The organism is Luteimonas sp. R10, from assembly GCF_045689605.1.
Taxonomy (GTDB): Bacteria; Pseudomonadota; Gammaproteobacteria; order Xanthomonadales; family Xanthomonadaceae; genus Luteimonas.
The window spans coordinates 4,257,796-4,279,946 of record NZ_CP141262.1 but is presented as its reverse complement, the minus strand read 5'-3'; the positions used below and the strand labels follow the sequence as shown (position 1 = coordinate 4,279,946).

The window sequence follows — 22,151 nt, the reverse complement described above, 5'->3', positions numbered from 1 at the left end:
GGGTCAACGCCGGTATCCGGCCGGGTAGCCGGTGCCGGCGAGGATGCTTCCGCACCGGAATCGCGGGTCTCCATCGGCGCAACGGCCGGTTCCGTCGCAGCGGGCGCCACGGCGCGGGCGTGGCTCGCTATGCTCGTCCCGTCCACATAACGTGCCGCCGCGATGTCCACGTTCTCCTTCGTGTTCCGCCATGTCCTGGGTTGGTGCCTGTTCTACCTGGCGGTGCTGATCGTCTGGGCGAACCTGGGGCTGCCGGAATTCGTCGTGCTGCTGGCGGCCGTGCTGACCCTGGCGCTGGTGATTCCGGACGCGATCTCGCACGTGCACCGCGTGCGGATGATCGTCGGCCAGCCCGCGCCGGAGCATCTGCGCAACCGCCAGCGGCGGCAGGTGGAGGTGCCGTTCGCCGCGGGCGAGGCCTTCGACCTGATCGACGCCGCGCTGCGCGAGCTGCCCAACGTCGGGGACATCGAGTCGGCGCGCGACAGCCTGCGCGTGCACGCCGGCGTGCAGCGCACCGGCCCCTACGGCGAGCAGGGCCGCTTCGACCCGATGGGCTGGATCGACCGCCGGCTCGGCGGCCGGCGCGACGTGGTCACCGCGACGGTGCACCCGAACGGCGCCACCTCCACCATCACCCTGGCCTGCGAACCGGAGAGCGCGGCCTGGACCGACTGGCTGCGCGTCGACCACGGCAGCAACCTGGAGACCGCCGAGGCGATCACCCGCGCGATCACGCGACGGGTCGGCGCGCAGCGCCGCGGCGAGCAGGCCGCCGCGCACCGCACCGCCAGCGCCAAGGAGCTGAGCGAGGCCAGGCTGAGCCTGCTGCACGCGCAGGTCGAACCTCACTTCCTCTACAACACGCTGGCCAGCGCGCAGCTGCTCACCCGCAGCGATCCGGCGCGCGCCGACCAGATGCTCGGCCACCTGATCGAGTACCTGCGCCGCTCGCTGCCGCGCACGCTGCAGGGGCAGTCCACCCTGGGCGAGGAGCTCGAGCGCGCAAACGCCTGGCTGGAGATCATGAAGTTCCGCATGGGCGGCCGCCTGGCCACGCAGATCGACGTGCCCGAGGCGCTGCTGGCGGTGCCGTTCCCGGCGATGATGCTGCAGACCCTGGTGGAGAACGCGATCAAGCACGGGCTCGAGCCGAAGCCTGGCGGCGGCACGGTGTGGATCCGAGCCCGCGACAGCGACGGCCGGGTGGCGGTGACCGTGGCCGACGACGGCCGCGGCTTCTCCAGCGAAAGCGCCGGCACCGGCATCGGCCTGCGCAACGTGCGCGAGCGCCTGCGCCTGACCTACGGCGACGCGGCCGGCCTGCGCATCGCCGCCAACTTCCCGTCCGGCGTCGCCGCGACGGTCACCGTGCCGGCGCAGCCGGAACACGGCCACCGGGAGCCCGCCCATGCCTAGCTGCGTCATCGCCGAAGACGAGGACCTGCTGCGCGCCGCGCTCGCCTCGCTGCTGGCCGATGCCTGGCCGGGGCTCGAGATCGTCGCCCAGTGCGAGGACGGCGGCAGCGCGCTCGAGGCGATCGGCGCGCACGCGCCGGACTACGCCTTCCTCGACATCCGCATGCCGGGCCTGACCGGGCTGGAGGTCGCGGCCGCGGCGGCCGAGTCCAACCCGGCCACGCGCGTGGTGTTCGTCACCGCCTACGACCAGTACGCGCTGGACGCGTTCGAGCGCGGCGCGGTCGACTACCTGCTCAAGCCGGTGACGCGCGAACGCCTGGACGCGACCATCCGCCGGCTGCAGGCGCGCAGCGCCGACGCCCATCCGGACGCCGCCACGCTGGAAGTGCTGCTGCGGCAGCTGCAGGAGCAGCCGCGTCCCGATGCACCCGAGCCGCTGTCGTGGATCACCGCCAGCCATGGCCGCGAGACGCGCCTGATCCTGGTGGAGGACGTGCTGTATTTCCGCGCCGACAACAAGTACACCGTCGCGGTCACCGCCGAGGGCGAGGCGCTGCTGCGCACGCCGGTGCGCGAACTGCTGGCGGTGCTCGATCCGGCGGTGTTCAAGCAGGTGCACCGGGCCACCGTCGTCAACATCAAGGCGATCGCGGCGGTGGTGCGCGAGGACGGCGGCCGCGGCCTGCTGCGCCTGCGCGGCCGCGACGAGACCTTGCCGGTCAGCCAGCCGTTCATGCCGCTGTTCCGCAACATGTGACACGCGTTACGCACCGGGAGGAACCACCATGCTGCGTCCCATCGTTCCGATCGCCTGCCTGCTGCTGGCCGGCTGCAAGTTCGAGGCCGGCCTCACCACGGTCAACCAGCTCTCGATCGAGGGCCGGGCGGTGAATGCCACGCGTTCGACGGTGACCGGCGGCGAAGGCGAGTTCGAATGCCTGCGCAGCGTCAGCGGCCGTTGCCACTACGTGCTGTTCGTCGACGACTGCGCCGCCGATGCGGCCGGCAAGGCGGACGGCGGCTGCGGCACGCGGGTGGTGCACGCATTCACCCTGTCCGCCGGCGAGCGCCAGCACCTGGAGCGGCTGCCGCGCGGGTTGCGGCAATGCGTCGACCACGACGCGCCGCCGGTGGCGCCGGACTGCGCGGGCGCTTCGAGCTGACCGCCGGCGCCCGCGCGACAGGTGCGGGGGCTCAGAAGATCTGCGTCCAGCGGATGTCGCCCGGCGGCGGCACCGCACCGGCGACCGGGTCGGAATGGCCGAAGATGCGGGTGCCGCCCCAGACGTTGTTCTGCTCGGCCAGCAGCCGCACCGCCGCGGCGAACTCGGCGATGCCGGGGCCGCAGGTGGAGATGTAGACCGCCGCCGGGAACGCGCCGGCGGCCATGTTGCCCTGGACCAGTGCGAGGAACGCGGCAGCGCCGATGTCGATGGTGCCGGGCGCCGCGTTGCCGATCTCGGTGCCGTTGCCATGGGCGATCACGACCAGGGTGATCCCGCCGGGCAGGCCGAGATTGCATGGGGCGACCTGCGGCCAGCCGTAGCGCGCGGCGATGGGGTGCCAGGCGGGCGCGAGCTGCGTGGCCGTGATGTCGGGATCGGTGCTCATCTCGAAGACGATGGTCATGGCGGACTCCGTGGAAGTGGGCGCGGTCGCGCCTGCCCTTGTTCGAACGTCGCCGGAGGCAGGGCGTGAAGCACGCGGCGCTCCGTGGCGGCCTTGCGGTCCGGCGTTGGCGGCACGTTCGCCGCGGTTGGACGGCGCCGCGATTCACGCGATGCGCCGGGGCGCGTTTGCGGAAGACGGCAGGCGTCGTCCGCGCGTCGCCGATTCCGGCCAGCAACCAGGAGAGCATCGTGACGATCACCGTGTATCGCGTGGATGGACGCAGCCCCGAGGACATCAGGGACGCGGGAGGATTTCAGCCGAAGGGTCTGCACCTGGACCTGCCCGTCGCGCGGGAGCTGGTCGTCCGCGCGACGCTCGACGCCACCGTCGCGGTCCACCTGCCGCCCGGCCGCGGCCAGTCGATCCGGGACTGGCTGGGCGCGATGGGACCCGACCTCATCAGCATCAACGACCTGTACGTGAAGGTGCAGTCCTTCGGAAAGGACATCGACGCCTTCCAGGTGTCGACCGAACGCGGCGAGGACGGCGGCGGGCAGGGCGGCGGCGGCAACGTCTACCGGATCGACTGCCCCACGCCGCTCTACCAGTGGAGCTCGCAAGGTTTCCGGAATGCGCCGGTGCCCACGGTGGTCAACGGCGACCAGGACCTGTCCAGGAGCCAGGTCAACCGCTGCCTGCTCACCAACACCGCGGTCAATGCCGTCAACAATCCGCGGGCGTGGGACGCGCGCGAATCGGTCAATCTCGCCAGCATCATCGCCTTGTCCAGCTACAGTCCCACCTGCTCGGAAATCGCGTTCCTCAACGCCATTCCCTATGCCTGGATTTCCGGGTACAGAAGCGGCTCCGGCAGCTGGAACCCGATGCCTGCGTGAGATCCCGGCGGTCCACGTCGAGAGGCCGCATTCCGTTGCCGTAGGAGTGCAGGCGTCTGGCCGGGCGCGCGCCGTCCTTGGAGCAGGCCGCGCACGCTCGCATACTGGGGCGCCTTCCAACGGGATTGACCGCCATGACGCATTCGACCTGGTCGAGACGCGAGGTCCTCGCCGCGCTGGCGGCCGGCGCCGTCTGCGGGCTGGCGCCGGCCGTCGGCCGTTCCGGATCCGGCGGCCTGCTGCTGCGGGACGTGCTGCTGTTGGACGGCACCGGCAAGCCCGGACGCCTGACCGACGTGCTGGTACAGGGCGACCGGGTCGAGCGCATCGGGCGCATCTCCGCCGGATCGGCGCGTGGTGCGCGGATCGTCGAGGGCGGCGGCCGCGTGCTGGCGCCCGGCTTCATCGACACCCATACCCACGGCGATCCGCTGCGCGACGACTACGCCGGCTTCCTGGCGATGGGCGTGACCACGATCGTGCTCGGCCAGGACGGCGGCAGCCCCGCGCTGCCCGACGGCGAGGCCGCCGGACTGCCGGCCTGGCTGGACGCGGTCGAGGGCGCCGCGATCGACGTCAACGTGGCCACCCTGTCCGGCCACGGCGCGCTGCGCCGGCAGGCGCGCATCGGCGACGAGACCCGGCGGCCGTCCGATGCCGAACTGGAGCGGATGCGGGCGCTGCTGGAGGCCGACCTGCGCGCCGGATCGCACGGGCTGTCCACCGGACTGGAATACGTCCCCGGCATCTACGCCGAACCGCGCGAGCTGGCGGCGCTGGGTCCCACCGTCGCCCGCCACGGCGGCGTGGCGATGAGCCACATGCGCTCGGAGGACGACGACAAGGTGCGGCAGTCGATCGAGGAGCACATCGCCGCCAGCCGGCCCGCGCGCACCCACATCTCGCACCTGAAGATGATGTACGCCAAGGGCGAGGCGGCGGCGGAATCGCTGCTCGCCTTCCTGCACGACAAGCGCCGCGCGGGCGTTCCGCTCACCGCCGACGCCTATCCCTACACCGCCGGCTACACCGGCATCGCGATCCTGTTCCCGGAATGGGCGCTGCCGCCCGCCGACTACGCCGCGGTGCGTGCCGCGCGGCGCGACGAGCTGGCCGCCTACCTGCAGGCGCGGGTGGCGCGGCGCGGCGGTCCGGAAGCGCTGCTGTTCGGCAGCGCCCCGCACGCCGGCAAGACCCTCGCGCAGGCGGCCGCGGACGTGGACGGCGGTTTCGTGGGCTTCCTGGTCGAACTGGGCCCGGGCGGCGGCTCCGGCGCGCACTTCACCATGGACGAGACGCTGCAGTCGCGGCTGCTGCTCGACCCGATCATCGGCATCTGCACCGATGGTTCGCCCGGCATGCGCCATCCGCGCGCCACCGGCACCTATGCCAAATGGATCGGCGAGTACGCCGGCACCGGGAAACTGCCGCTGGAGGAGGCGGTGCGCAAGGCGACCGGCCTGCCGGCATCGGTGATGGGTTTCGCCGATCGCGGCGTGGTCCGCGCCGGCGCCAAGGCGGATCTGGTGCTGTTCGACCCGGCGCGGGTGCGCGCACGTTCGGACTACGTCGATCCGTTCGCGCCGGCCGAAGGCTTCGACCTGGTGGTCGCGAACGGCCGTCCGGCGTTCGAGAACGGCGAGCGCGTGGGCAGGGCGGGGCGGTTGCTACGGCGGAACCCGGGCGCGCCATAGCCGGCGGTCGTACGCACGAGGGGGTTCCCATGCCTCGTTTGCCGTCGAGCGTAGGGTTTTTCCTACACGACCTCGCGGCACGCGCCGACTGTGCCGCCGCCACCGGCCGGGCATGCTGTGTGGGCCCCGGCAGCACGGCCCATGCAAAGGCAACGGATGCCGCTCCGCAACGGAATCCCGGCCGCGACCTTGAGCAAGTCTTCCGCTGGGCCGGGGCGCTTTTTTCGGTTGGAGCTCACCTACATGGTCACGTCCTCCTTGCAGCTGGTGAAGTCCGGCGGCGGTTGGCAACTGCTCGACGGCGGCAAGCCCGTCCTGTGGTTTCCCGAGCGCGAAAAGGGGCTTGAAATCGCCACGATCATGGCCGATGCCCGCAATCTGTACCATGGCCTGCCCACGGCGGTCGAAGCGCAGAACGACGACGGCGAGTTCGAGGTGATCGCCGCGTTCGCGTGACCGTCGGCTGGGGGAAGGGCGAGGTTCGCGTGCCGCCACCGCACGCCTTCCGTAGACTGCACGGGCTTCCCCAGCCGGAGTCGCAGATGACCGGCCACGCAGGCGTTCCGCCCGAAATCCTCGCCAGGCTCGGATCGATCTGCCTCGGTTTGCCCGAGGTTCGCGAGGAGCCGGCATGGACGGGCATGCGCTGGACCATCCGCAAGAAGAACTTCGCGCACGTGGTGAAGATCGATGCGGGCTGGCCGCCGGCCTACGCACGGGCGGCCGGTTCGGATGGCCCGGTCCTCGTGCTGACCTTCCGGCTGCCGGCGCACAGGCTGCACGCGCGCAGGTTCACGCGGCCTCCGTTCTTCCGGCCGCCGTGGTTTCCGGACATCGCCGGCATGACGCTCGGCGAGCGGGTGGATTGGGACGAGGTCGCGGACCTGCTGACCGAGAGCTACTGCATTCTGGCACCGAAGAAGCTGGCCGGATTGGTCGATCGGCCTGCCTGACGCGGCGTCGCGCCCCTTCGGTGCGCTCCTGCGGGGGGCTGCATCGTCGATCTAGGGATCGTTCGGCGCCCGCGTATCGGTCGCGATCCAGTTCACTTCCCAGGTCCTGCCGCCGTCGACCGAGAACGCCTGCTCGAAACGGCATGAGTCCGCGGTGATGCCGGAGATCACGAAACGGACGAGGACGGCCCGGCCGTCGATCGTCTCCTCACCGTAGAACTCCCCGCGGCCGTCGCGGAAGGCGCCGGTCACCGGACCGGTCAGCTCGCCGTCGGCGACGTTGGCGTAGTGGATGCGCCACTGCCGCGCCTGCGGGTCGTAGAGGCGCAACGCGACGCCCTCGATGTGCCCGGCCTCGCCTTCGACCACGAGTTCGGCGGTGTTGGCGCGGCCGCCGAGGAGCTTGCGGACGGTCGTCGTGCCCATGTATTCCACCCACTCCGTGGAGCCGCTCAAGGGATTGCGCAGGCGCCTGAGGTGCGTGGTCCAGGTGCCGAACTCGAAGTCGAAGTCGTGCCGGCCGTCGTGCCCGGCGGCGGCGCTGTCCCCGGCGGCGGCGCCCGGAAGCGGCGATGCAAGGACAAGGCCGCACAGGAGGAGGAACAAAAGATGCCTGGACATGTCCGCGATCTCTCACCAGTGGATCAGGTTGCCGGGGTCGTCCACCACGACGACGTCGTAGTGTTCCAGCATCGGCATGAGCAGCGGTTCCAGTTCGCGCTTCCACGCATCCCCTTCGTAGAAGCCGGCCTTCATCCGTTCACGCGACGCGAGGTCGGGAAAGCCGCGCATGAAGAAGAACGTGTCCGGATCCTCGACGGCAGGGAACGGCCCCAGGATGCGCATGCCCAGCGCCGCGTGTTCCGGCACCGTCCTGGAGCGGAAGATCTCGAGAAACCGCGGGCGCATGCCGGGCTTCGTCCTGTAGGTGCGCATTTCGACGATCATGCTAGGCTCCGGCGACATCCTCGCGCTGCCGGCGCATGCAGCGCAAGGACGCACCTCCGGGTAACCGGGAGACGACATGGCCAGTTCTCCTGCCACCGAAACGCCGTCGGTCGCCGGCTCGACCGACTGTCCGCTCACCGCGGCGCTGCACGCGATCGGCGGCAAATGGAGCCTGATCTGCCTGTACTGGCTCGACTCGGGCACGCGCCGGTTCAACGAACTGCGCCGGCTCATGCCCGACATCTCGCACAAGGTGCTGGCCGAGACGCTTCGCCACCTGGAACACGAGGGCCTGGTCCGCCGCACGGTGCATTCGCAGGCGCCGTCGCACGTCGAGTACACGATCTCGGTACACGGCGAGTCGGTCAGGCCGCTCATCCATGCCGTCCGCCTCTGGGGCCGGGAACATCTGGCGCGGAAGCATGCCCGGGACGCGGCGGCCTCCTAGCCCGCTGGAGATTGCGTCGTCGATGCGCGCCTACAGCTCCTGGACCAGGGCAAGGATATTGCCCTCCGTATCCTTGAACCAGGCGGCCTTGGCACCGCCTGCGGTCACGATGTCGCCGTCGGCCTGCGCGTCCGGCATGTCGTAGCGCTCGAACCGCACGCCGCGGGCCTTGAGCTCGGCGACTTCGCGTGCGATGTCGTCGACCTGCCAGAACGCCTGGCTCGCCTTCGAGGTACCGGCATTGGTCGTCGGATAAAGGAAGCAGGCCGTGCCCTTGCCGAACGTATAGGTGACACCGTCGGCCAATTCCTTGCCGGGGACGAATCCGAGCTTGCCTTCGTAGAACTCGCGTGCCCGGGCGACGTCGGCGGCCGGCAAGTACGCATACATCGGGTTGTTCTGCAGCATGGGCTCCTCCTGTCTGGGAACGATGACCGCCCGCGGCTGCCGGGCGCTCACGAATACGACGAAGGGGTGGCGCCGGGATCGACATTGTGGACGGAAGCCCGTGAACCGCGGTGCTGCCGGTACCCAGGCTTCGGCATCTGCCGCTTCCACGACGTGGCGCTGGCACGGGCACGATCCGTGCAGACCCTGCGCCGTAACCTCAAGTTGGATGCCGAGGTGCAGGCGCCGCCGTTGCCGCCCGCGCTCAATCGCGTCCACGCGCGGACACGGCCCGCCGTCGCCGCCACAGCCGCCGCAGCGCCCAGCCGACCAGTGCCAATGCAGCCACTGCAGCGGCGGCCAGCGCCGCGAGGTTGTGCATGGGATGGACGAGGACGAAATCGTCGTGCCGTGCGTGGAAGCCGTTGAACGTTTCGAGCGCGGCCGGGAGCGCCAGCAGCGCCTGCTTGTCCAGCTGCAGCGGGCGCTCGCGGGGATGGTGCTGCGCACCGTGGGGAAACAGGCGTCCGTCGAGGTCGAGCTCGACATGCCCGCCCAGCACATGCGTCACCGGGTGGTCCCTGAAGAATTCGGCCGCGCGCGCGGCACTCGCCCGATAGGCCGCCGTGTCGTCGATCAGCAGCCGCCCCGGCAGCAGGAAATCGCCCGAGAACAGCAGCGCCGTCCTCTCGTCGTGGAACAGGACCTGCGCGGGGTGGTGTCCCGGAGCGGGCAGGACCGTCACCCCGCGATCACCCAGGTCCAGGCGCGCGACGCCATCGGGCCAGCGGTCCAGACCGAAGAACGCCTTGACGCCTTCCAGGTCCGCGGCGACGACCTCGACCGCGCCATGCGACGCGAACAGGGCGTCGCCGGCGCGATGGTCGCGGTGGCCGTGCGAATGCGCGACGATCAGGGGAAGCGGCGCGCCGTCGCGGCGCGGCAGCAGTTCCAGCACGCGCTGCGCCAGCGGCATCCGCTCCGGGTCGGCGATCGCGCCGCTGTCGATCAGCAGCGCCCGCTCGCTGCCGATCAGCAGATAAAGGAAGTTCGCCTCGAAGTGCACGCAGGGGCTCTGGCGCAGGATGAACGTCCGCGGTTCGTAGGCATGGACCTGCAGGGGCGCCTGCGGCGCCGCCTCGCAATCCGGCGCGCCCGCGTTCCAGTGCACGTCCAGCGACCCCGGCACCGCCTGTCCGGCGGCCTGCGGCCCGATCGCCAGGAGCGCGGCAAGCAGCGGAATTCTCATGCGTGATCGGTCCCATCCGGCCGTGCATCCGGCGCCGACGATATGACCAGGGCGAACCGGCCTCTCCCAGTGGCGAAGGTCACGAAACCATGACCGCGCCGGACGCAGGGACGGTCCGCGCACCTGCCGCCCAGGGCGGCTTCCCAGGGGAGGGGGTTTGGTGACATCGGCGACCGATCCGGTCACTGCCGAATCGCCCCCGGCACGGCGCCCGGCCGGGCGTGAGGATCGGCGCGACTGCGGACCCTTTGCTCGGTTTCGCCGCGTCGCCGCGGAATCGGCGAGAATCGGCGATCTCGGATTCCGGAGGCACCGCATGGCCGGCGCCAGCCTGCTCACCCTGCTCGACGACATCGCCAGCATCCTCGACGACGTCTCGCTCCTCACCAAGGTCGCGGCCAAGAAGACCGCCGGCGTGCTCGGCGACGATCTGGCGCTCAATGCGCAGCAGGTCACCGGGGTCAAGGCCGATCGCGAGCTGCCGGTGGTCTGGGCGGTGGCCAAGGGCTCGCTGCGCAACAAGGTGATCCTGGTGCCCGCGGCGCTGGCGATCAGCGCCTGGCTGCCGTGGGCGGTCATACCGCTGATGATGCTCGGCGGCGCCTACCTGTGCTTCGAGGGCGTGGAGAAGCTGGCGCACCGGTTCCTGCACTCGAAGGAAGAAGACGCGAAGCGCCACGAGGAGCATCTGCAGGCCATCGCCGACGAAAGCGTGGACGTGGTCGCGCGCGAGACGGACAAGATCCGCGGCGCGGTGCGGACCGACTTCATTCTTTCGGCCGAGATCATCGTGCTGTCGCTGGGGGTGGTGGCCAACGAGCCGTTCACGCAGCGGCTGCTGGTGCTGGTGGCGATCGCGGCGGCGATGACCGTCGGCGTGTACGGCCTGGTGGCGGCGATCGTCAAGCTCGACGACCTGGGGCTGCACCTGGCGGGCCGCGGCGGCTTGTCGGCCCTGCTCGGCCGCGGCATCGTGGCCGGGGCGCCGTGGCTGATGCGCGGGCTGTCGATTGCGGGCACCGCGGCGATGTTCCTGGTCGGCGGCGGCATCCTGGTGCACGGCATTCCGCCGGTGCACCACGCCATCGAGCGCCTGCTGCCGGACGGGTTGGCCGGCGCGCTGGCGAGCGCGCTCGGCAACGCGCTGGTGGGGATCGTCGCCGGCGCGCTGGTGCTCGGCGCCGTGATGCTGTTTCAGCGGCTGCGCGGCCGGCAAGCGGCCCCGGAACAGTAAGAGCCGCGCAGTCGAACATCCCACGGCTGCGCCTGAATCGTCGCCCCGGGGACGGTGCGATCGAGCGCCGTGGCAACCGGTCGCGTCGAAGCTGCGCCTATCGTTACGGCGGCGGGGGCCGTGCCGGGTCCTCGGGATCGCGCTTCGGCGCGTCCGGGTCGCTGTCGGGATCGCGGATCGGCGGAATGGTGGGATCGACGGGCCGGTCCGGGACCGGATCGACCGGCCGGTCGGGTGTCGGGTCTCGTCCTGGGTTGGGAATCTCGCCCGGAACCGGCGGCCGCGGGTTCGGATTCTGGGTCATGGCGTACTCCGTGACGGATGCGGCGCGGTCTCGGCCATGACCATGCATGCGCTCGCGCATCGGGCACGTGAAGCGGGCGCCGCGTCCGACGCGGTGCGGCGCGTTCACGATGCGTGGTCGAGTGGGTCGGCAGGTCGCGAGCGCGCCCGGCTGTGCCGGGCGCGCGTTTGCGCGACGCTGGAATCCGGATCAGCGTGCGGTCTTCGGCTGCTTGCGATCCGGCTGCTGTCCGCTCTGCTGGCCGGTCTTCGGCGCGGTCTTCTTTCCGGCCGGTGTTCCGGGATTGCCCTGCGCCGATTTCTGCGGACGCTTGTTGTCGTTGCGGTTCATTGCCACTTCTCCGAGTGCTGTTGCGGGCGCAGACACCTGTCTGCACGCGCACGCTACGCTCGCGAAGATCGCGGCCGATGTGAAAATGCCCGGCCGCCGGAACGGGAATTTACCCGCCCTTCAGCCGCGAAGCAGGGGGCCTTCGGCGTGACCGCCTGGCGCGTCGGCGGGTCGACCGGGCGCCGCTCCGCAGCGGGCCTCCGGCGCAACGGCATTCACCCATTGCGCCGGAAGCAGTCGTCCTGGTGGTCGTCCACCATTCCGACCGCCTGCATCCAGGCGTAGGTGATGGTCGGGCCGACGAACTTGAAGCCTTTCCGCTTCAGCGCTTTCGACAATCGCTCCGACTCCGGGGTGCTGGCCGGCACCGGGCCGCGCGTGCGGCGGCGACGGTCGCCGGCCATCGCCCAGGCCCAGCCGGCGAAATCCTCGCCGGCCTCGCGCATCGCCAGGTACGCGCGTGCGCCGCCGATGGTGGCCTCGATCTTGGCGCGGGCGCGAACGATGCCGGCATCCTGCATCAGCCGGTCGACGTCGGTCGCGGCGAAGCGGGCGACGCGCTCGGGATCGAACCCGGCGAAGGCCCGCCGGAACGCCTCGCGCTTGTGCAGGATGGTGCGCCACGACAGGCCGGCCTGGAAGCCTTCGAGCATCAGCATTTCCCACAACATCCGGCCGTCGTGTACCGGCATGCCCCATTCCCGGTCGTGGTAGGCCTGCATCAATGGATCGCCTTCGGCCCAGGCGCAGCGGACGACGCCGGTCATCGACCGGTCCCCGGCCGGCCGGCCGGCGGGTGGATGCGGGCGGGTGGTCGAATCGGCGGGTCTCGCGTCGGGCTCATGGGCCTCGTCTCGGCTGCGCATGCGAGACAGGATAGACGTTCGCCGCGGTCCCGAGAACGCGATCCTGCACCGACAGGTCTTCCCGGGGCCGCGCCATAATGGCGGCACGGTCGCGATCGAGCGGATGCGCCGTTGCCGGTTCTCCTGCCCATGTACGGGATGACGCATGCCAGCCATCGACAAGGTCGCCTGGATCCACATCGAAGCCGGACGCGTGCTGTGCGTACGCTCGCACGGCAAGGGCGCGTTCTACCTGCCCGGCGGCAAGCGCGAGCCCGGCGAATCCGACGAGGCCTGCGTGCAGCGGGAGGTGCGTGAGGAACTCGGCGTATCGCTGCGCGCGGCCACCCTGCGCGCAGCCGGCACCTTCCAGGCGCAGGCGCACGGCAAACCTGAAGGCACGCAGGTGCGCATGGCGTGCTACGCGGCCGATTACGACGGCACGCTGCGGGCCGACGCCGAGATCGCGGAGTTCGCCTGGCTGGCGCACCGCGATCGCGACCGCTGCTCGCCGGTCGCGCGGATCATCCTCGACGCGCTGCACCGGCGCGGTGAGATCGCCTAGGCGTTGCGGGGCGGGGATCGGCCTTGCCGGCCGCTTCACCGCCGGTCTGCCAGGGTCGGGGCTTTCGAAACGGGCGATGGTCATGGGCAGAGACGAAAAGCGCGAAGACGGCGACCGGACGCGACCTGCGCCGGAGGAGGTTCCGCCGCGCATGGACCCCGAGGGTCCTGCGCATACCGCCGTGAACGATGCGAAGGCATCCAAGGGCAGCGACTTTGCGCGCGGCGGCAATCTCTCCGCCGAGGGCAACGATCCGAGCCTGGTGCACGGCCCGACCAGGACCCGCAAGGTGCCGCCGGAGGAGACGGACGACGAGCGCACGGACGAATGACCCGCGCGCGGCGCCGCCGGACAGCCATGCCTTTCGAATCCGCCTATGCCAGCCAGGAGCCGACCCCGGCCGCCGTCGCGGCGCTGCCCGGCCGCACCGTGCTGGAGTTCGGCGCGCCCTGGTGCGGGCATTGCATCGCCGCGCAACGGTTGCTCGAACCGGCGCTGGCGGCGCGCAGCGACGTGCGCCATCTGAAGGTCGAGGACGGCCGCGGGCGTCCGCTCGGCCGTGCCTACCGCGTCAAGCTGTGGCCGACGCTGGTGTTCCTGCGCGATGGCGAGGAAGTGGCGCGACTGGTACGGCCGTCCGGCGAGGGCGACATCGTGCAGGCGTTGGCGTCGCTGTAGCCGGCGCAGCCACCGGTCCGCCGTGGTGTTCGGGTGCGTCGCGGGAGTGGCGTGGCCGTCACGCCCGCCCGCCTAGACTCCGGTCTTCCGCGCCGGCTGCGGCGCCCGATCGATCGAGGAGGTCAACATGAAGATCCCTGCCGGAACGCTGGTGGTGATCGCCGATGGCGGCGGCGCGCGCGTGTTCCGCAACGTCGGCGACGACCGGACGCTCACGCTGAAGCAGGAGGCGCTGCTCGAGCTGATGAACATGAACGACGACGGCCCCGGTGGTTCGATGCCGGCCGAATCGAGCGGGATGCAGATCGACGAGGCGACCTTCGCCAAGCAGCTCGCGCACGGACTCAACGACGGCGCCCTGAAGGACCGTTACGCGCACCTGGTGCTGATGGCCGATCCGCAGACACTCGGCCGGATCCGGCCGATGCTGCACAAGGAAACCACGCAGCGCCTGCTGTCGGAAGTGCCGAAGACGCTGACCAACGCGCCGCTGGAGGACATCGAGCGCGCGCTGAAGCAGTAGCGTCCCGGGCGCGCCGCGTGCGCGATCCCGCCGTTATCGCGACTCCCGCCGCGCGCGGCCCGCGTGCAGTTCGACCCAGGCGACGAAATGGTCCATCCAGCCCTGCAGGAATTCGCGGCTGCCCTGGCTGATGTCGCCGTCGCCATCGAACAGTCCGTCGGCCTTCAGGAAGACCTCGGGCTGGCCGAGGGTCGGCACGTCCAGGTAGGCCAGGCTGTTGCGCAGGTGCTGCTGCGCCACCGCGGTGCCGATCGCACCGATCGACACCCCGACCACGCCCGCCGGCTTGTCCTTCCAGACGCTCTTGCCGTACGGACGGGAAGCGTGGTCGAGGGCGTTCTTGAGCACGCCCGGGACCGAGCGGTTGTACTCGGGGGTGACGAACAGCAGCCCGTCGGCGGCGGTGATCTCCGCCTTCAGGCGCTTGACCTGGTCCGCGGGGTCGTCGTCGTCGTCCTGGTTGTACAGCGGCAGGTCGCCGATCTCGACCTGCTCGAACGAGAACCCGGGCGGCGCCAGCCGCGCCAGGGCCTGCGCGAACCGGCGGTTGAAGGAATCGCGACGCAGGCTGCCGACCACCACGGCGATCCGATAGCGGCTCATGGGGACTCCGGTTGCAAATGCGGAAAGCGCATTGGACCGCGCCGAGCGTCGCTGCGCCGTGACGCCGCGCCCGCCGCTCAGGCGAGGGACAGCACGCCCGACGCCGCGAACCAGAAACCGGCGGCGCAGAGAACGCCCGCCACCAGCGCGAGCAGGCCGTCACGGGTGATCAGCGCCAGCCCGAAGGCGGTGAGCGCGGCGCCGGCGATGGAGTTGGCGAAGGGCACGAGTTCGAGCGGCGGCATCGTCAACGCGATCAGGATGCAGAGCAGCGCGATCGGATACAGGGCCGGGCCCTCGGCATCGGCCAGCATGCGCAGCCTCGGGCGGGTCAGGCGGTCGACGACGCGCGCCACCGGCCGCAGCACGCGCACCGCCCGCTGCAGCAGCCGGGCGGAGACCGAACGTCGCAGCGTCCATTGCGGCAACCAGACATGCCGGCGCCGGCACAGCAACTGCACCGCCACCAGCAGGACCAGCACCGCGACCGCGCTCGGCAGGCCCGGCACCCCGCTCAGCGGCGAGAGCACGATCAATCCCGGCACCAGCAGCAGCGGACCGAACGAGCGTTGTCCGGCTGCCGCCAGCATCTCCGCGACCGAGACGTGTCCCGCCTGCCGCGCGCTCCCGGCAAGGCGCTCGAGCAGCTCTTCCAGGCCGGCAACGGTAGCCACCGGGGCCGGGAGTTCGTCCGAATCGCTCATGTTCGATCGCAACCGTGGGCCGGGCATGCTATCCGCCGGCCCGTGTCGGCCGCGTCTGGACCGCCTGGTCCGGGGCGGTCCGTGGACGCCTCAGTCCTCCGGTTCGCGCTCCGGATGCCGCGCCCGCCACGCCGCGAGCGCGGCACGGTACTGCGCCAGTTCGTCGGCGTAGAGATCGTAGACGCAGATTTCGCAGCCGCTTTCGCAGCAGTCGGAAGGCAACGGCTTTTCCGGCGCGACCGGCTTCGGGTCCGGGTCGGATGTCTGCGGTGCGGGCGGCCTGGAGGCGGGAGCGTTCGGCATCGTGGGGGCGGCTGATCGACGGCGACAGCCTAGCAAGCGCCGGCTCGGCCACGCGTGCATGCCGATGCGCACGCCGGGTGCGGGACAGCAGGCAGGCGGACGCGACGGCCTCGCTTTTCGGAATCCTCCCAACGACGCCACCGGCAGCGGCAGGCAAGCTTTACCGGCCGGTCACGCGCGTGGCCAGGCGGGCCCCATTCCCCTGGCGACCCGTCTGGATGGCCATCCCATGCGCAGGCCCGCCCAAGGGCTTGGGCGGGCCGCCGGCTTCATCCGGCTGGTGCGCATTCCCGGCCACGGTACGGGCGCGGCGCCACGAGCCGCGGCACGTCAGTCCTCGTCGGCGCCGAAAGTGAGCACGTGATTGGGCGGCGGCAACTCGCCGCTGCGCAGCGCCACCGCTCCCGCGGCGAGCGGATTCCAGCGGTCGCGCCGAGGTCGGCGATGTCGGCGTAGCGGCCGAGCAGCCGGAACCGGTCGAGCGCGAACGGCAGGCCTTCGCCCAACGTGGACGGACCGTCGGCGACGTGGAAGTGCAGGTGCGCGCGCCGCGAATCGCCGGTGGAACCGAGTGCGGCGATGACCTGGCCGCGCCGGACGCGGGTGCCGACGGCGACGCGCAGGCTGCCGGGGGCGAGATGCTCGTAGAACGCGTGGCGGCCATCGTCCAGGCGGAGCACCAGGTAGTTGCCGGCAGCGTCGGCCAGTCGCCGTTTCTGCGGCGGGCCATCGGCGCCCGCCTCCGGATGATCGCCGTGCGCGCCGACCACGGTGGCGTCGGCGACGGCCAGGACCTGCTCGCCGTAGCCGTGCGCGGCGCGGGCGTCGCCGGTTCCGGTTCCCTCCGGAGACAGGCGGCCCTGGCCGTCGAGGCGGAACCAGTCGACCGCGAAACGCCCCGGGATCGTCGCGCGACCGTCGGCGGCGTACACCACCCGGCGATGTCCGCGCTCCCATTCCGGGCCGTAGACGGCGGCCCAGGGCCCGCCACGCAGCGGCGGGCCGAGGATCGTCGCCGCGGGCCGGCCGACCGCTGCAGGTGCGCCGCGGACGTCGAAGTGCCTGCCGGGATCGTCCCCGGCCACGGCATAGGTCACGCGGTGTTCCAGCGCGCGCGGTGGTGCATCGCGACCGATATCCAGCTCGAGATAGAGCAGCCCGCGCATGCCTGGCGGCAACGCGGATTCCTCGCCGGGCCCGCTCGCGACGAAGGCCAGCCGTTGCCGCAGGGCCGCGCCCGAAAAGGCGGCGATCGCCGCGCCGCTGTCGGCGTCCCGCACATCCACCCGGAGCGGGAGCAGCGGCTGGTTCGAAAAATTTGTCAGGTGGACTTCGTAGACGAGCCGTTCGCGGCCGTCGACGGCAACCGGCGTCGGTGCGACCGGGACCTGCAGGTCGAACGATTCGCGCACCGCGTCGGTCGCGCCCGAGGGAACGGCCACGCCCGCCAGCAGGCAGCACAGCGCGATCGTCGCGGTTGTGCGGGACGTGGATGGCATCTCGGTCGGCTCCGGCACGGGTTGCCGCGAGCGTAGAACGACACGAGGCCTGCGCGTATGTGCCGGAAGACCGTGCGCGCCGGGCGGCCGCCGCCGGCGGCTACGTCGCGAGCCCGGCCTCGGCGAGTGCGCGTCCCAGCGCCTGGAAGGCGCGCTCGGCGTGGCCGATCTCCTCGCCGAAGCCCTCGGCGCAGGCGACCACGACGGTGGCGCCCTCGGCGCCGCGGTCCGGATCGAGTACGCCGACGTTGCAGGCACGGTCGATCTGGGTGCCGGTCTTCTGCGCGAAGTCGGCGCCGGCCGGCAGGCCGGCCTGGATGCGGCGCTCGCCGGTGGTGATCGCGCGCATGTGGCCGAGCAGGCGCCGCGTGCTCTGCGTCGACAGCAGCTCGCCGGTCACCAGCTTCTCCAGCATCGTGGCGTAGGCCTCGAGCGTGGCGGCGTTCTTGCCGGTCTCGTAGTAGCGGTCGAACACCTCCTCCAGGCTGTCGGCGCCGAGCTCGTCGCGGGCCACGCCGAGTGCCTCGGCCAGCTTCACCAGGCGCGCGTCGCGGGATCCGGCCTCGCGCAGGCGCACCAGGTCCATGTTGGACAGCTCGGCGACGCCGGGATGCAGTGCGCCATAGGCGTCGTAGCGCACCTGCAGGATGGTGGTGACCGGGCCGAAGCCGTCGCCGACCCAGGCGGCGATGCGGTCGTTGAGCGCGTCCTCGCCCAGCAGCCGGATCAGCATGTCGGTGGCGGTGCTGTCGCTGTCCTGCAGCGACTTCTGCAGCAGCGTGGCGACGCTGTAGCGCGTGCCGGGCTCCTGCAGGAGCAGGTCGCCGGCGCCGTCGACGTAGTCGGTCCCGGCCAGCACCAGTTCCTGGTCGAGCGCGAGCTCGCCGGCATCGACCCGCTCGAGCACGGCGATCGCCACCGGCACCTTGATGGTCGACGACAGGTACCAGCGGCGGTCGCCGACGCGGTCGAGCGTGCCGGCCCCGTCGCCGAGCCGGCGCACGTACACGCCGAAATCGCCCGGCATGTCGTCGTCGATGCGCGCGGTGGCGGCCTCCAGCGGTTCCGCCCACGGCGGCGCGGGCGCGCCGGCGGGCGCCTCGACGACGCCGCGCCCGGGCGCCTCCTCGGAACGGCACCCCGCCAGGACGGCGGCGGCGAGCAGCATCGACAGCAGCCGGTGCGGCAGCAGCGGGTGCATCGGCAATGTCCTCATCGCGGACCCCACGGTCTCATCGCCGCCGGTGTCCTCCGGGTCAATACCCCGGAGGCGGTGACGGCGGCGCCAACCTCGCGCAGCGCTCGCTCGCTGGCGGCGTTGGAGGCGGCGCCGCGCGCGCAGGCCGCGACCACCACGCGCTCGACGTCGCCCTCGACCGGCATGCTGACGATGCCCAGATCGCACGCGCGCCGGTGCTGGGTGCCGGTCTTGTGGGCGAAGACGGCGCCGGGCGGCAGCCCGGCCTTGATGCGCCTGGCGCCGGTCTTCACCCGCGACATCAGGTCGAGGAGATACGCGGTGCCCTCCGGTCCGAGCGCCAGTCCGTCCGACAGCGTCGCCAGCATGTGGCCGAAGTCGCGCAGCGACGCGGCGTTGACGTTGGTCTGGTAGTACGCCTCGAAGGCGCTGTCGAGATCCGGCAGCAGGAAATCCCCGGGCGTCACCTCCAGCAGCGCCGCGAGCCGGCGCACGCGCGCCGGCCCGGCGGCGGCGCGGCGCAACGTCAGCAGGTCCTGCGCGCCCAGGCCCGCGGCACCGGGATGCAGCATGCCGTAGGCGCGGCGACGGACGTCGGCCAGGGTGGTGATCACCAGGTCGTCGGAGGCCAGCAGTTCGGTCGCGACCGCGTTCACCGCGTCGACGCCGACGCGGCGGATCAGCACGTCGGTGGCGGTGTTGTCGCTGTAGACCAGCATCTGCTCGAGCAGGTAGTCCACGCGCAGCGGCGTGCCTGCAGGATGCGAGTTGGTATGGCCGGCGCCGTCGACGAAATCCTCGGCGCGCAGGCGGATGCGCGTGTCGAGCGCCAGCTCCCCGCGTTCGATCCGGCGCAGGACCGTGATCGCCACCGGCACCTTGATGCCGGACGCCAGGTACCAGCTTTCCTCGGCACGGAACGAGAACGACTCGTCGCGGCCGAGGTGCTGCACATAGACGCCGATTTCGCCCGGGAAGCGCGCATCGGCGGCCTCGAGCCGGGTGCGCAGCGGCTCGGTCCATGGCGGCTCCGGCGGGCGCGGGCCGGGCGAGGTGGGCACCGGCAGTGCGGCCGCCTGGCCGGCGCCCAGCAGCAGCGCGAGGAGCAAGGGGCGCAACGTCGCGATCATCGCCTGCCGATGGTACGCAGGCGCCCCATCACTTGCGCTGAATCCGCTGCAGCAGCCCGATCCACGCTGCCGTCCCCAGGATCAGCCCGATGCTGAGCGCCAGGGCGAACGTGTACGGGACCGTGTGCAGATAGCCCATCACGTCGCGGAACAGGATGAAGATCACCGCAAGGTGGAAGACGAACGCCATCAGCGCGTCGCTGCCGATGAGGGTGACCGGGCGCAGCACCCGCGCCAGCAGCTCGCCGCCGGCGACCGCCAGTGCCAGCAGCCCGAGCGCGCCGCCCAGGCTGAAGAGCATGAACATCAGCTCCGGCGGGTGCTTGCCGGCGTTGCGCGCGATGGCCTGGAGCTGCGCGTCGAGGCCGTCGCCGGCCAACGCGGCAAAGGCCGCGAGCAACGCCGCCGCCGCCAGCGCGAGCACGCCGGCCAGCGCCATGCGCGTGCGGGTCCGGCCGTAGCTGCGCAGCAGCACGCCGCCGATGAGCAGGCCGAGCAGCACCAGCGGGCCGCGCGCGAGCTGGCCCCAGGTGTAGTAGTCCGGATGCTCGACCAGCAGCGCCTGCAACTGCGGAATGCCCCAGAAACCGAAATGCTTCAGCAACCACCCCGAAGCCAGCGCCAGCAGCACCGGACTCGCCCAGCGCAACGGCGCCGGCGTCCGCGCCCAGAGCGGCAGCAGCCATGGGATCCACAGCAGGGCGATGGCGTAGAAGCCGAGGATCTCGGCATACGAGGGAAAGTCGCGGTACAGCAGCGTGTCCACGACCGCCTCGCGATCATGCTGCGCGTACATCTCGACGACGGTGAGCACCTTGTACCAGAACAGCACCACCAGCCCGCGCCACAGCAGCCGGTTGCGCCGCCGCGGCCAGTCCGGGGCGCCGGTCTTGGGCACGAAGGCCACCGCCAGCGCGATGCCGAACACCATGATGAACAGCGACGAGGAGAACTTGGTGATCGCATGCACCGGCACCATGCCCCAGTCGCTGAAGTCCTCGAACTGCAGCAGGCCGTTGACGCCGTGGCTGAGGATCATCAGGCACACCGCGAGCCCGCGGGCGAAATCGATCGCCTCGATGCGGCCGTGGCCGGGGCTGCCGGAGGGTGCAGGCGTGGCGACCGGATGGCTCATGGGGCGGGGAACGGGAAACGAGGAACGAGGAACGAGAGGGGAGCATGTCCGCGGGAGGCTTTCACTCGTTTCTCACTCCTCGTTTCTCGTTTCCAGCGTTATCCGCCAGACGGCATCGCCGACGTCGTCGGCGACCAGCACCGCGCCGTGCGCATCGACGGCGACGCCCACAGGGCGGCCCTGCGCTTCGCCTTCGGCGTTGACGAAGCCGCCGAGGACGTCCTCCATCGGCCCCGCCGGCCGCCCGTCCGCGAACGGTACGAACACCACCTTGTAGCCGCTTTTGGGGTCGCGGTTCCAGGAGCCGTGCAGGCCGACGAAGGCGCCGTTGCGGTAGCGCGCGGGCAGGGCGTCGCGCGATCCAGGCTTGGCCGTGTGGAACGCCAGCCCCAATGGCGCCACGTGCGAGCCGAGGGCGTAGTCCGGCACGATCGCCTTCGCCACCAGGTCCGGGCGCTGCTCGTCCGCGCCGAAGTTCGGGTCCGGGTGGCGGCCGAAATAGCTGTACGGCCAGCCGTAGAAGCCGCCCTCCCGGACCGAGGTGAGATAGTCCGGCACCAGGTCGTTGCCGAGTTCGTCGCGCTCGTTGACCACCGCCCACAGTTCGCCGGTCTCCGGATTCCAGTCCAGGGCGGTCGGGTTGCGCAGGCCGGATGCGAACACCCGCGCCTTGCCGCTGGCGGCCTCGATCTCGAGGATCGCGGCGCGGCCGACCTCCGCCTCCATGCCGTTCTCGCCGACGTTGCTGTTGGAGCCGACGCCGACGTACAGCTTCTCGCCGTCGCGGCTGGCCAGCAGCGCCTTGGTCCAGTGGTGATTGATCGGGCCGCCGGGCAGCGGCGCGACCTCGACCGGCGCCGCTGCGATCGAGGTCGCGCCCTCGGCATAGGGGAACTTCACCAGCGCATCGGCATTGGCGACGTACAGGGTGTCGCCGGCCAGCGCCATGCCGTACGGCGACTTCAGGTGCTCCAGGAACGCGGTGCGCGTTTCGGCGACGCCGTCGCCGTCCCCGTCGCGCAGCAGGGTGATGCGGTCGGCGCTGGGCAGGCCGGCGCCGGCGCGCTTCATCACGACGCCCATCGCCTTGCCCTTCAGGCCTTGTTTCGTCTGGTCCTCGGGCGCGTCGCTTTCGGCGACCAGGACGTCGCCGTTGGGCAGCACGTACACCATGCGCGGATGGTCGAGGCCGCGTGCGAACCCGGTCACCGCAAAGCCGGGTGCCGGCGTCGGCCGCGCGCCGTCCGGCCAGCCGACCGCGGGCGCGATGTTGACGGTGGGGATGAGCGAGGTCCGCGGCTCCGGCAACGCCGGGTTCGGTCCGGTACCGGGCGCGTAGCCGGGCGGCACCGACGGCCGCTGCGCAACCCGAGTGGAGTCCCCCGGCGGCGGACCTCCGCTGCTGCAGGCCGCGGCCAGCAGACCGGACAGGGCGATGGAGAACGGTGCGAGCTTCATCGCGATCGCATGCCTGTGGGGATCCGGCGACATT

Annotated in this window: 29 protein-coding genes; 13 read left to right on the top strand and 16 right to left on the bottom strand. The window is 71.4% G+C overall.

The window, feature by feature from the left end; genetic code table 11:
- The first annotated feature begins 162 nt into the window (after window positions 1-162).
- Genes U3649_RS18785 through U3649_RS18775 form a run of 3 tightly spaced genes read left to right on the top strand, consistent with a single transcriptional unit; the run spans window position 163 to window position 2,585 of the window.
- Entirely contained in the window at window positions 163-1,419 is a 1,257-nt protein-coding gene (locus U3649_RS18785; RefSeq protein WP_407352805.1) for a sensor histidine kinase, read from the top strand.
- Complete coding sequence (locus tag U3649_RS18780; RefSeq protein WP_407352804.1) at window positions 1,412-2,179, top strand: LytR/AlgR family response regulator transcription factor; 768 nt, start codon at window positions 1,412-1,414, stop codon at window positions 2,177-2,179. The genes U3649_RS18785 and U3649_RS18780 overlap by 8 nt, the downstream gene beginning before the upstream one ends.
- Before the next feature lie 28 nt (window positions 2,180-2,207).
- Window positions 2,208-2,585 (top strand): hypothetical protein, encoded by a 378-nt coding sequence (locus tag U3649_RS18775; protein ID WP_407352803.1) that lies wholly within the window; start codon window positions 2,208-2,210, stop codon window positions 2,583-2,585.
- A gap of 31 nt (window positions 2,586-2,616) precedes the next feature.
- Here U3649_RS18775 and U3649_RS18770 read toward each other — a convergent pair whose 3' ends face one another.
- A complete protein-coding gene (locus tag U3649_RS18770) occupies window positions 2,617-3,051 on the bottom strand; it encodes a hypothetical protein (RefSeq protein WP_407352802.1) in 435 nt (144 codons plus the stop codon).
- A 230-nt stretch (window positions 3,052-3,281) separates the two neighbouring features.
- Here U3649_RS18770 and U3649_RS18765 point away from each other — a divergent pair, with 230 nt between their 5' ends.
- The 4 genes from U3649_RS18765 (at window position 3,282) to U3649_RS18750 (ending at window position 6,576) form a co-directional block, all read left to right on the top strand.
- Window positions 3,282-3,929, top strand: coding sequence for a hypothetical protein (locus U3649_RS18765; RefSeq protein WP_407352801.1), 648 nt, complete (start codon window positions 3,282-3,284; stop codon window positions 3,927-3,929).
- Between the two features lie 134 nt (window positions 3,930-4,063).
- Complete coding sequence (locus U3649_RS18760; RefSeq protein ID WP_407352800.1) at window positions 4,064-5,623, top strand: amidohydrolase family protein; 1,560 nt, start codon at window positions 4,064-4,066, stop codon at window positions 5,621-5,623.
- 156 nt (window positions 5,624-5,779) lie between these two features.
- Complete coding sequence (locus U3649_RS18755; RefSeq protein WP_407352799.1) at window positions 5,780-6,079, top strand: hypothetical protein; 300 nt, start codon at window positions 5,780-5,782, stop codon at window positions 6,077-6,079.
- Window positions 6,076-6,576, top strand: a complete 501-nt coding sequence (locus U3649_RS18750; protein WP_407352798.1) for a hypothetical protein — start codon at window positions 6,076-6,078, stop codon at window positions 6,574-6,576. Before U3649_RS18755 ends, U3649_RS18750 begins: the two co-directional genes overlap by 4 nt.
- Window positions 6,577-6,627: 51 nt before the next feature.
- Here the strand turns inward: U3649_RS18750 and U3649_RS18745 are convergent, their stop codons facing one another.
- A complete protein-coding gene (locus U3649_RS18745; RefSeq protein ID WP_407352797.1) occupies window positions 6,628-7,197 on the bottom strand; it encodes a hypothetical protein in 570 nt (189 codons plus the stop codon).
- 12 nt (window positions 7,198-7,209) lie between these two features.
- A complete protein-coding gene (locus tag U3649_RS18740) occupies window positions 7,210-7,524 on the bottom strand; it encodes an NIPSNAP family protein (RefSeq protein WP_407352796.1) in 315 nt (104 codons plus the stop codon).
- Between the two features lie 76 nt (window positions 7,525-7,600).
- Between U3649_RS18740 and U3649_RS18735 the strand changes: the two genes are divergently transcribed.
- The gene (locus tag U3649_RS18735; RefSeq protein ID WP_407352795.1) at window positions 7,601-7,972 is read left to right on the top strand and encodes a winged helix-turn-helix transcriptional regulator; all 372 of its coding nucleotides are present in this window, start codon (window positions 7,601-7,603) and stop codon (window positions 7,970-7,972) included.
- Between the two features lie 30 nt (window positions 7,973-8,002).
- Here the strand turns inward: U3649_RS18735 and U3649_RS18730 are convergent, their stop codons facing one another.
- Entirely contained in the window at window positions 8,003-8,380 is a 378-nt protein-coding gene (locus tag U3649_RS18730; protein WP_407352794.1) for a VOC family protein, read from the bottom strand.
- Window positions 8,381-8,624: 244 nt separating this feature from the next.
- Complete coding sequence (locus U3649_RS18725) at window positions 8,625-9,608, bottom strand: MBL fold metallo-hydrolase (RefSeq protein WP_407352793.1); 984 nt, start codon at window positions 9,606-9,608, stop codon at window positions 8,625-8,627.
- 316 nt (window positions 9,609-9,924) lie between these two features.
- Between U3649_RS18725 and U3649_RS18720 the strand changes: the two genes are divergently transcribed.
- Entirely contained in the window at window positions 9,925-10,842 is a 918-nt protein-coding gene (locus U3649_RS18720; RefSeq protein WP_407352792.1) for a DUF808 domain-containing protein, read from the top strand.
- A 103-nt stretch (window positions 10,843-10,945) separates the two neighbouring features.
- Here U3649_RS18720 and U3649_RS18715 read toward each other — a convergent pair whose 3' ends face one another.
- The 3 genes from U3649_RS18715 to U3649_RS18705 all read right to left on the bottom strand — a co-directional run bounded on the left by U3649_RS18715 (window position 10,946) and on the right by U3649_RS18705 (window position 12,243).
- Window positions 10,946-11,146, bottom strand: coding sequence for a hypothetical protein (locus U3649_RS18715; protein WP_407352791.1), 201 nt, complete (start codon window positions 11,144-11,146; stop codon window positions 10,946-10,948).
- Window positions 11,147-11,335: 189 nt separating this feature from the next.
- A complete protein-coding gene (locus U3649_RS18710) occupies window positions 11,336-11,476 on the bottom strand; it encodes a hypothetical protein (RefSeq protein ID WP_407352790.1) in 141 nt (46 codons plus the stop codon).
- Window positions 11,477-11,691: 215 nt separating this feature from the next.
- Window positions 11,692-12,243 (bottom strand): DNA-3-methyladenine glycosylase I, encoded by a 552-nt coding sequence (locus U3649_RS18705; RefSeq protein WP_407352789.1) that lies wholly within the window; start codon window positions 12,241-12,243, stop codon window positions 11,692-11,694.
- 244 nt (window positions 12,244-12,487) lie between these two features.
- On the opposite strand from U3649_RS18705, the gene U3649_RS18700 reads away from it, so the two are divergent.
- From U3649_RS18700 to U3649_RS18685, 4 genes are all read left to right on the top strand, one after another.
- Window positions 12,488-12,886, top strand: coding sequence for an NUDIX hydrolase (locus tag U3649_RS18700; RefSeq protein WP_407352788.1), 399 nt, complete (start codon window positions 12,488-12,490; stop codon window positions 12,884-12,886).
- 181 nt (window positions 12,887-13,067) lie between these two features.
- A complete protein-coding gene (locus U3649_RS18695; protein ID WP_407352787.1) occupies window positions 13,068-13,217 on the top strand; it encodes a hypothetical protein in 150 nt (49 codons plus the stop codon).
- Between the two features lie 26 nt (window positions 13,218-13,243).
- On the top strand, window positions 13,244-13,564 hold the full coding sequence (locus tag U3649_RS18690; RefSeq protein ID WP_407352786.1) for a thioredoxin family protein: 321 nt from the start codon (window positions 13,244-13,246) through the stop codon (window positions 13,562-13,564).
- A 127-nt stretch (window positions 13,565-13,691) separates the two neighbouring features.
- Window positions 13,692-14,087: a host attachment family protein gene (locus tag U3649_RS18685; protein WP_407352785.1), complete on the top strand. Its 396-nt coding sequence runs from the start codon at window positions 13,692-13,694 to the stop codon at window positions 14,085-14,087.
- Between the two features lie 33 nt (window positions 14,088-14,120).
- On the opposite strand, the gene U3649_RS18680 is transcribed toward U3649_RS18685, so the two are convergent.
- From U3649_RS18680 to U3649_RS18645, 8 genes are all read right to left on the bottom strand, one after another.
- A complete protein-coding gene (locus U3649_RS18680; protein WP_407352784.1) occupies window positions 14,121-14,690 on the bottom strand; it encodes an NADPH-dependent FMN reductase in 570 nt (189 codons plus the stop codon).
- A gap of 77 nt (window positions 14,691-14,767) precedes the next feature.
- Window positions 14,768-15,394, bottom strand: coding sequence for an exopolysaccharide biosynthesis protein (locus tag U3649_RS18675; RefSeq protein ID WP_407352783.1), 627 nt, complete (start codon window positions 15,392-15,394; stop codon window positions 14,768-14,770).
- 90 nt (window positions 15,395-15,484) lie between these two features.
- Window positions 15,485-15,697, bottom strand: a complete 213-nt coding sequence (locus tag U3649_RS18670) for an oxidoreductase-like domain-containing protein (RefSeq protein ID WP_407352782.1) — start codon at window positions 15,695-15,697, stop codon at window positions 15,485-15,487.
- A 269-nt stretch (window positions 15,698-15,966) separates the two neighbouring features.
- On the bottom strand, window positions 15,967-17,196 hold the full coding sequence (locus U3649_RS18665) for a M23 family metallopeptidase (RefSeq protein ID WP_407352781.1): 1,230 nt from the start codon (window positions 17,194-17,196) through the stop codon (window positions 15,967-15,969).
- A gap of 100 nt (window positions 17,197-17,296) precedes the next feature.
- Complete coding sequence (locus U3649_RS18660) at window positions 17,297-18,397, bottom strand: serine hydrolase (protein WP_407352780.1); 1,101 nt, start codon at window positions 18,395-18,397, stop codon at window positions 17,297-17,299.
- Between the two features lie 11 nt (window positions 18,398-18,408).
- Window positions 18,409-19,512 carry a serine hydrolase gene (locus U3649_RS18655; RefSeq protein ID WP_407352779.1) on the bottom strand — a complete coding sequence of 368 codons (1,104 nt, stop codon included), beginning with the start codon at window positions 19,510-19,512 and terminating at the stop codon, window positions 18,409-18,411.
- A gap of 40 nt (window positions 19,513-19,552) precedes the next feature.
- Window positions 19,553-20,659, bottom strand: a complete 1,107-nt coding sequence (locus U3649_RS18650) for a heparan-alpha-glucosaminide N-acetyltransferase domain-containing protein (protein WP_407352778.1) — start codon at window positions 20,657-20,659, stop codon at window positions 19,553-19,555.
- Window positions 20,660-20,731: 72 nt separating this feature from the next.
- Window positions 20,732-22,150, bottom strand: a complete 1,419-nt coding sequence (locus U3649_RS18645) for a PQQ-dependent sugar dehydrogenase (protein WP_407352777.1) — start codon at window positions 22,148-22,150, stop codon at window positions 20,732-20,734.
- Window position 22,151 lies beyond the last annotated feature (1 nt).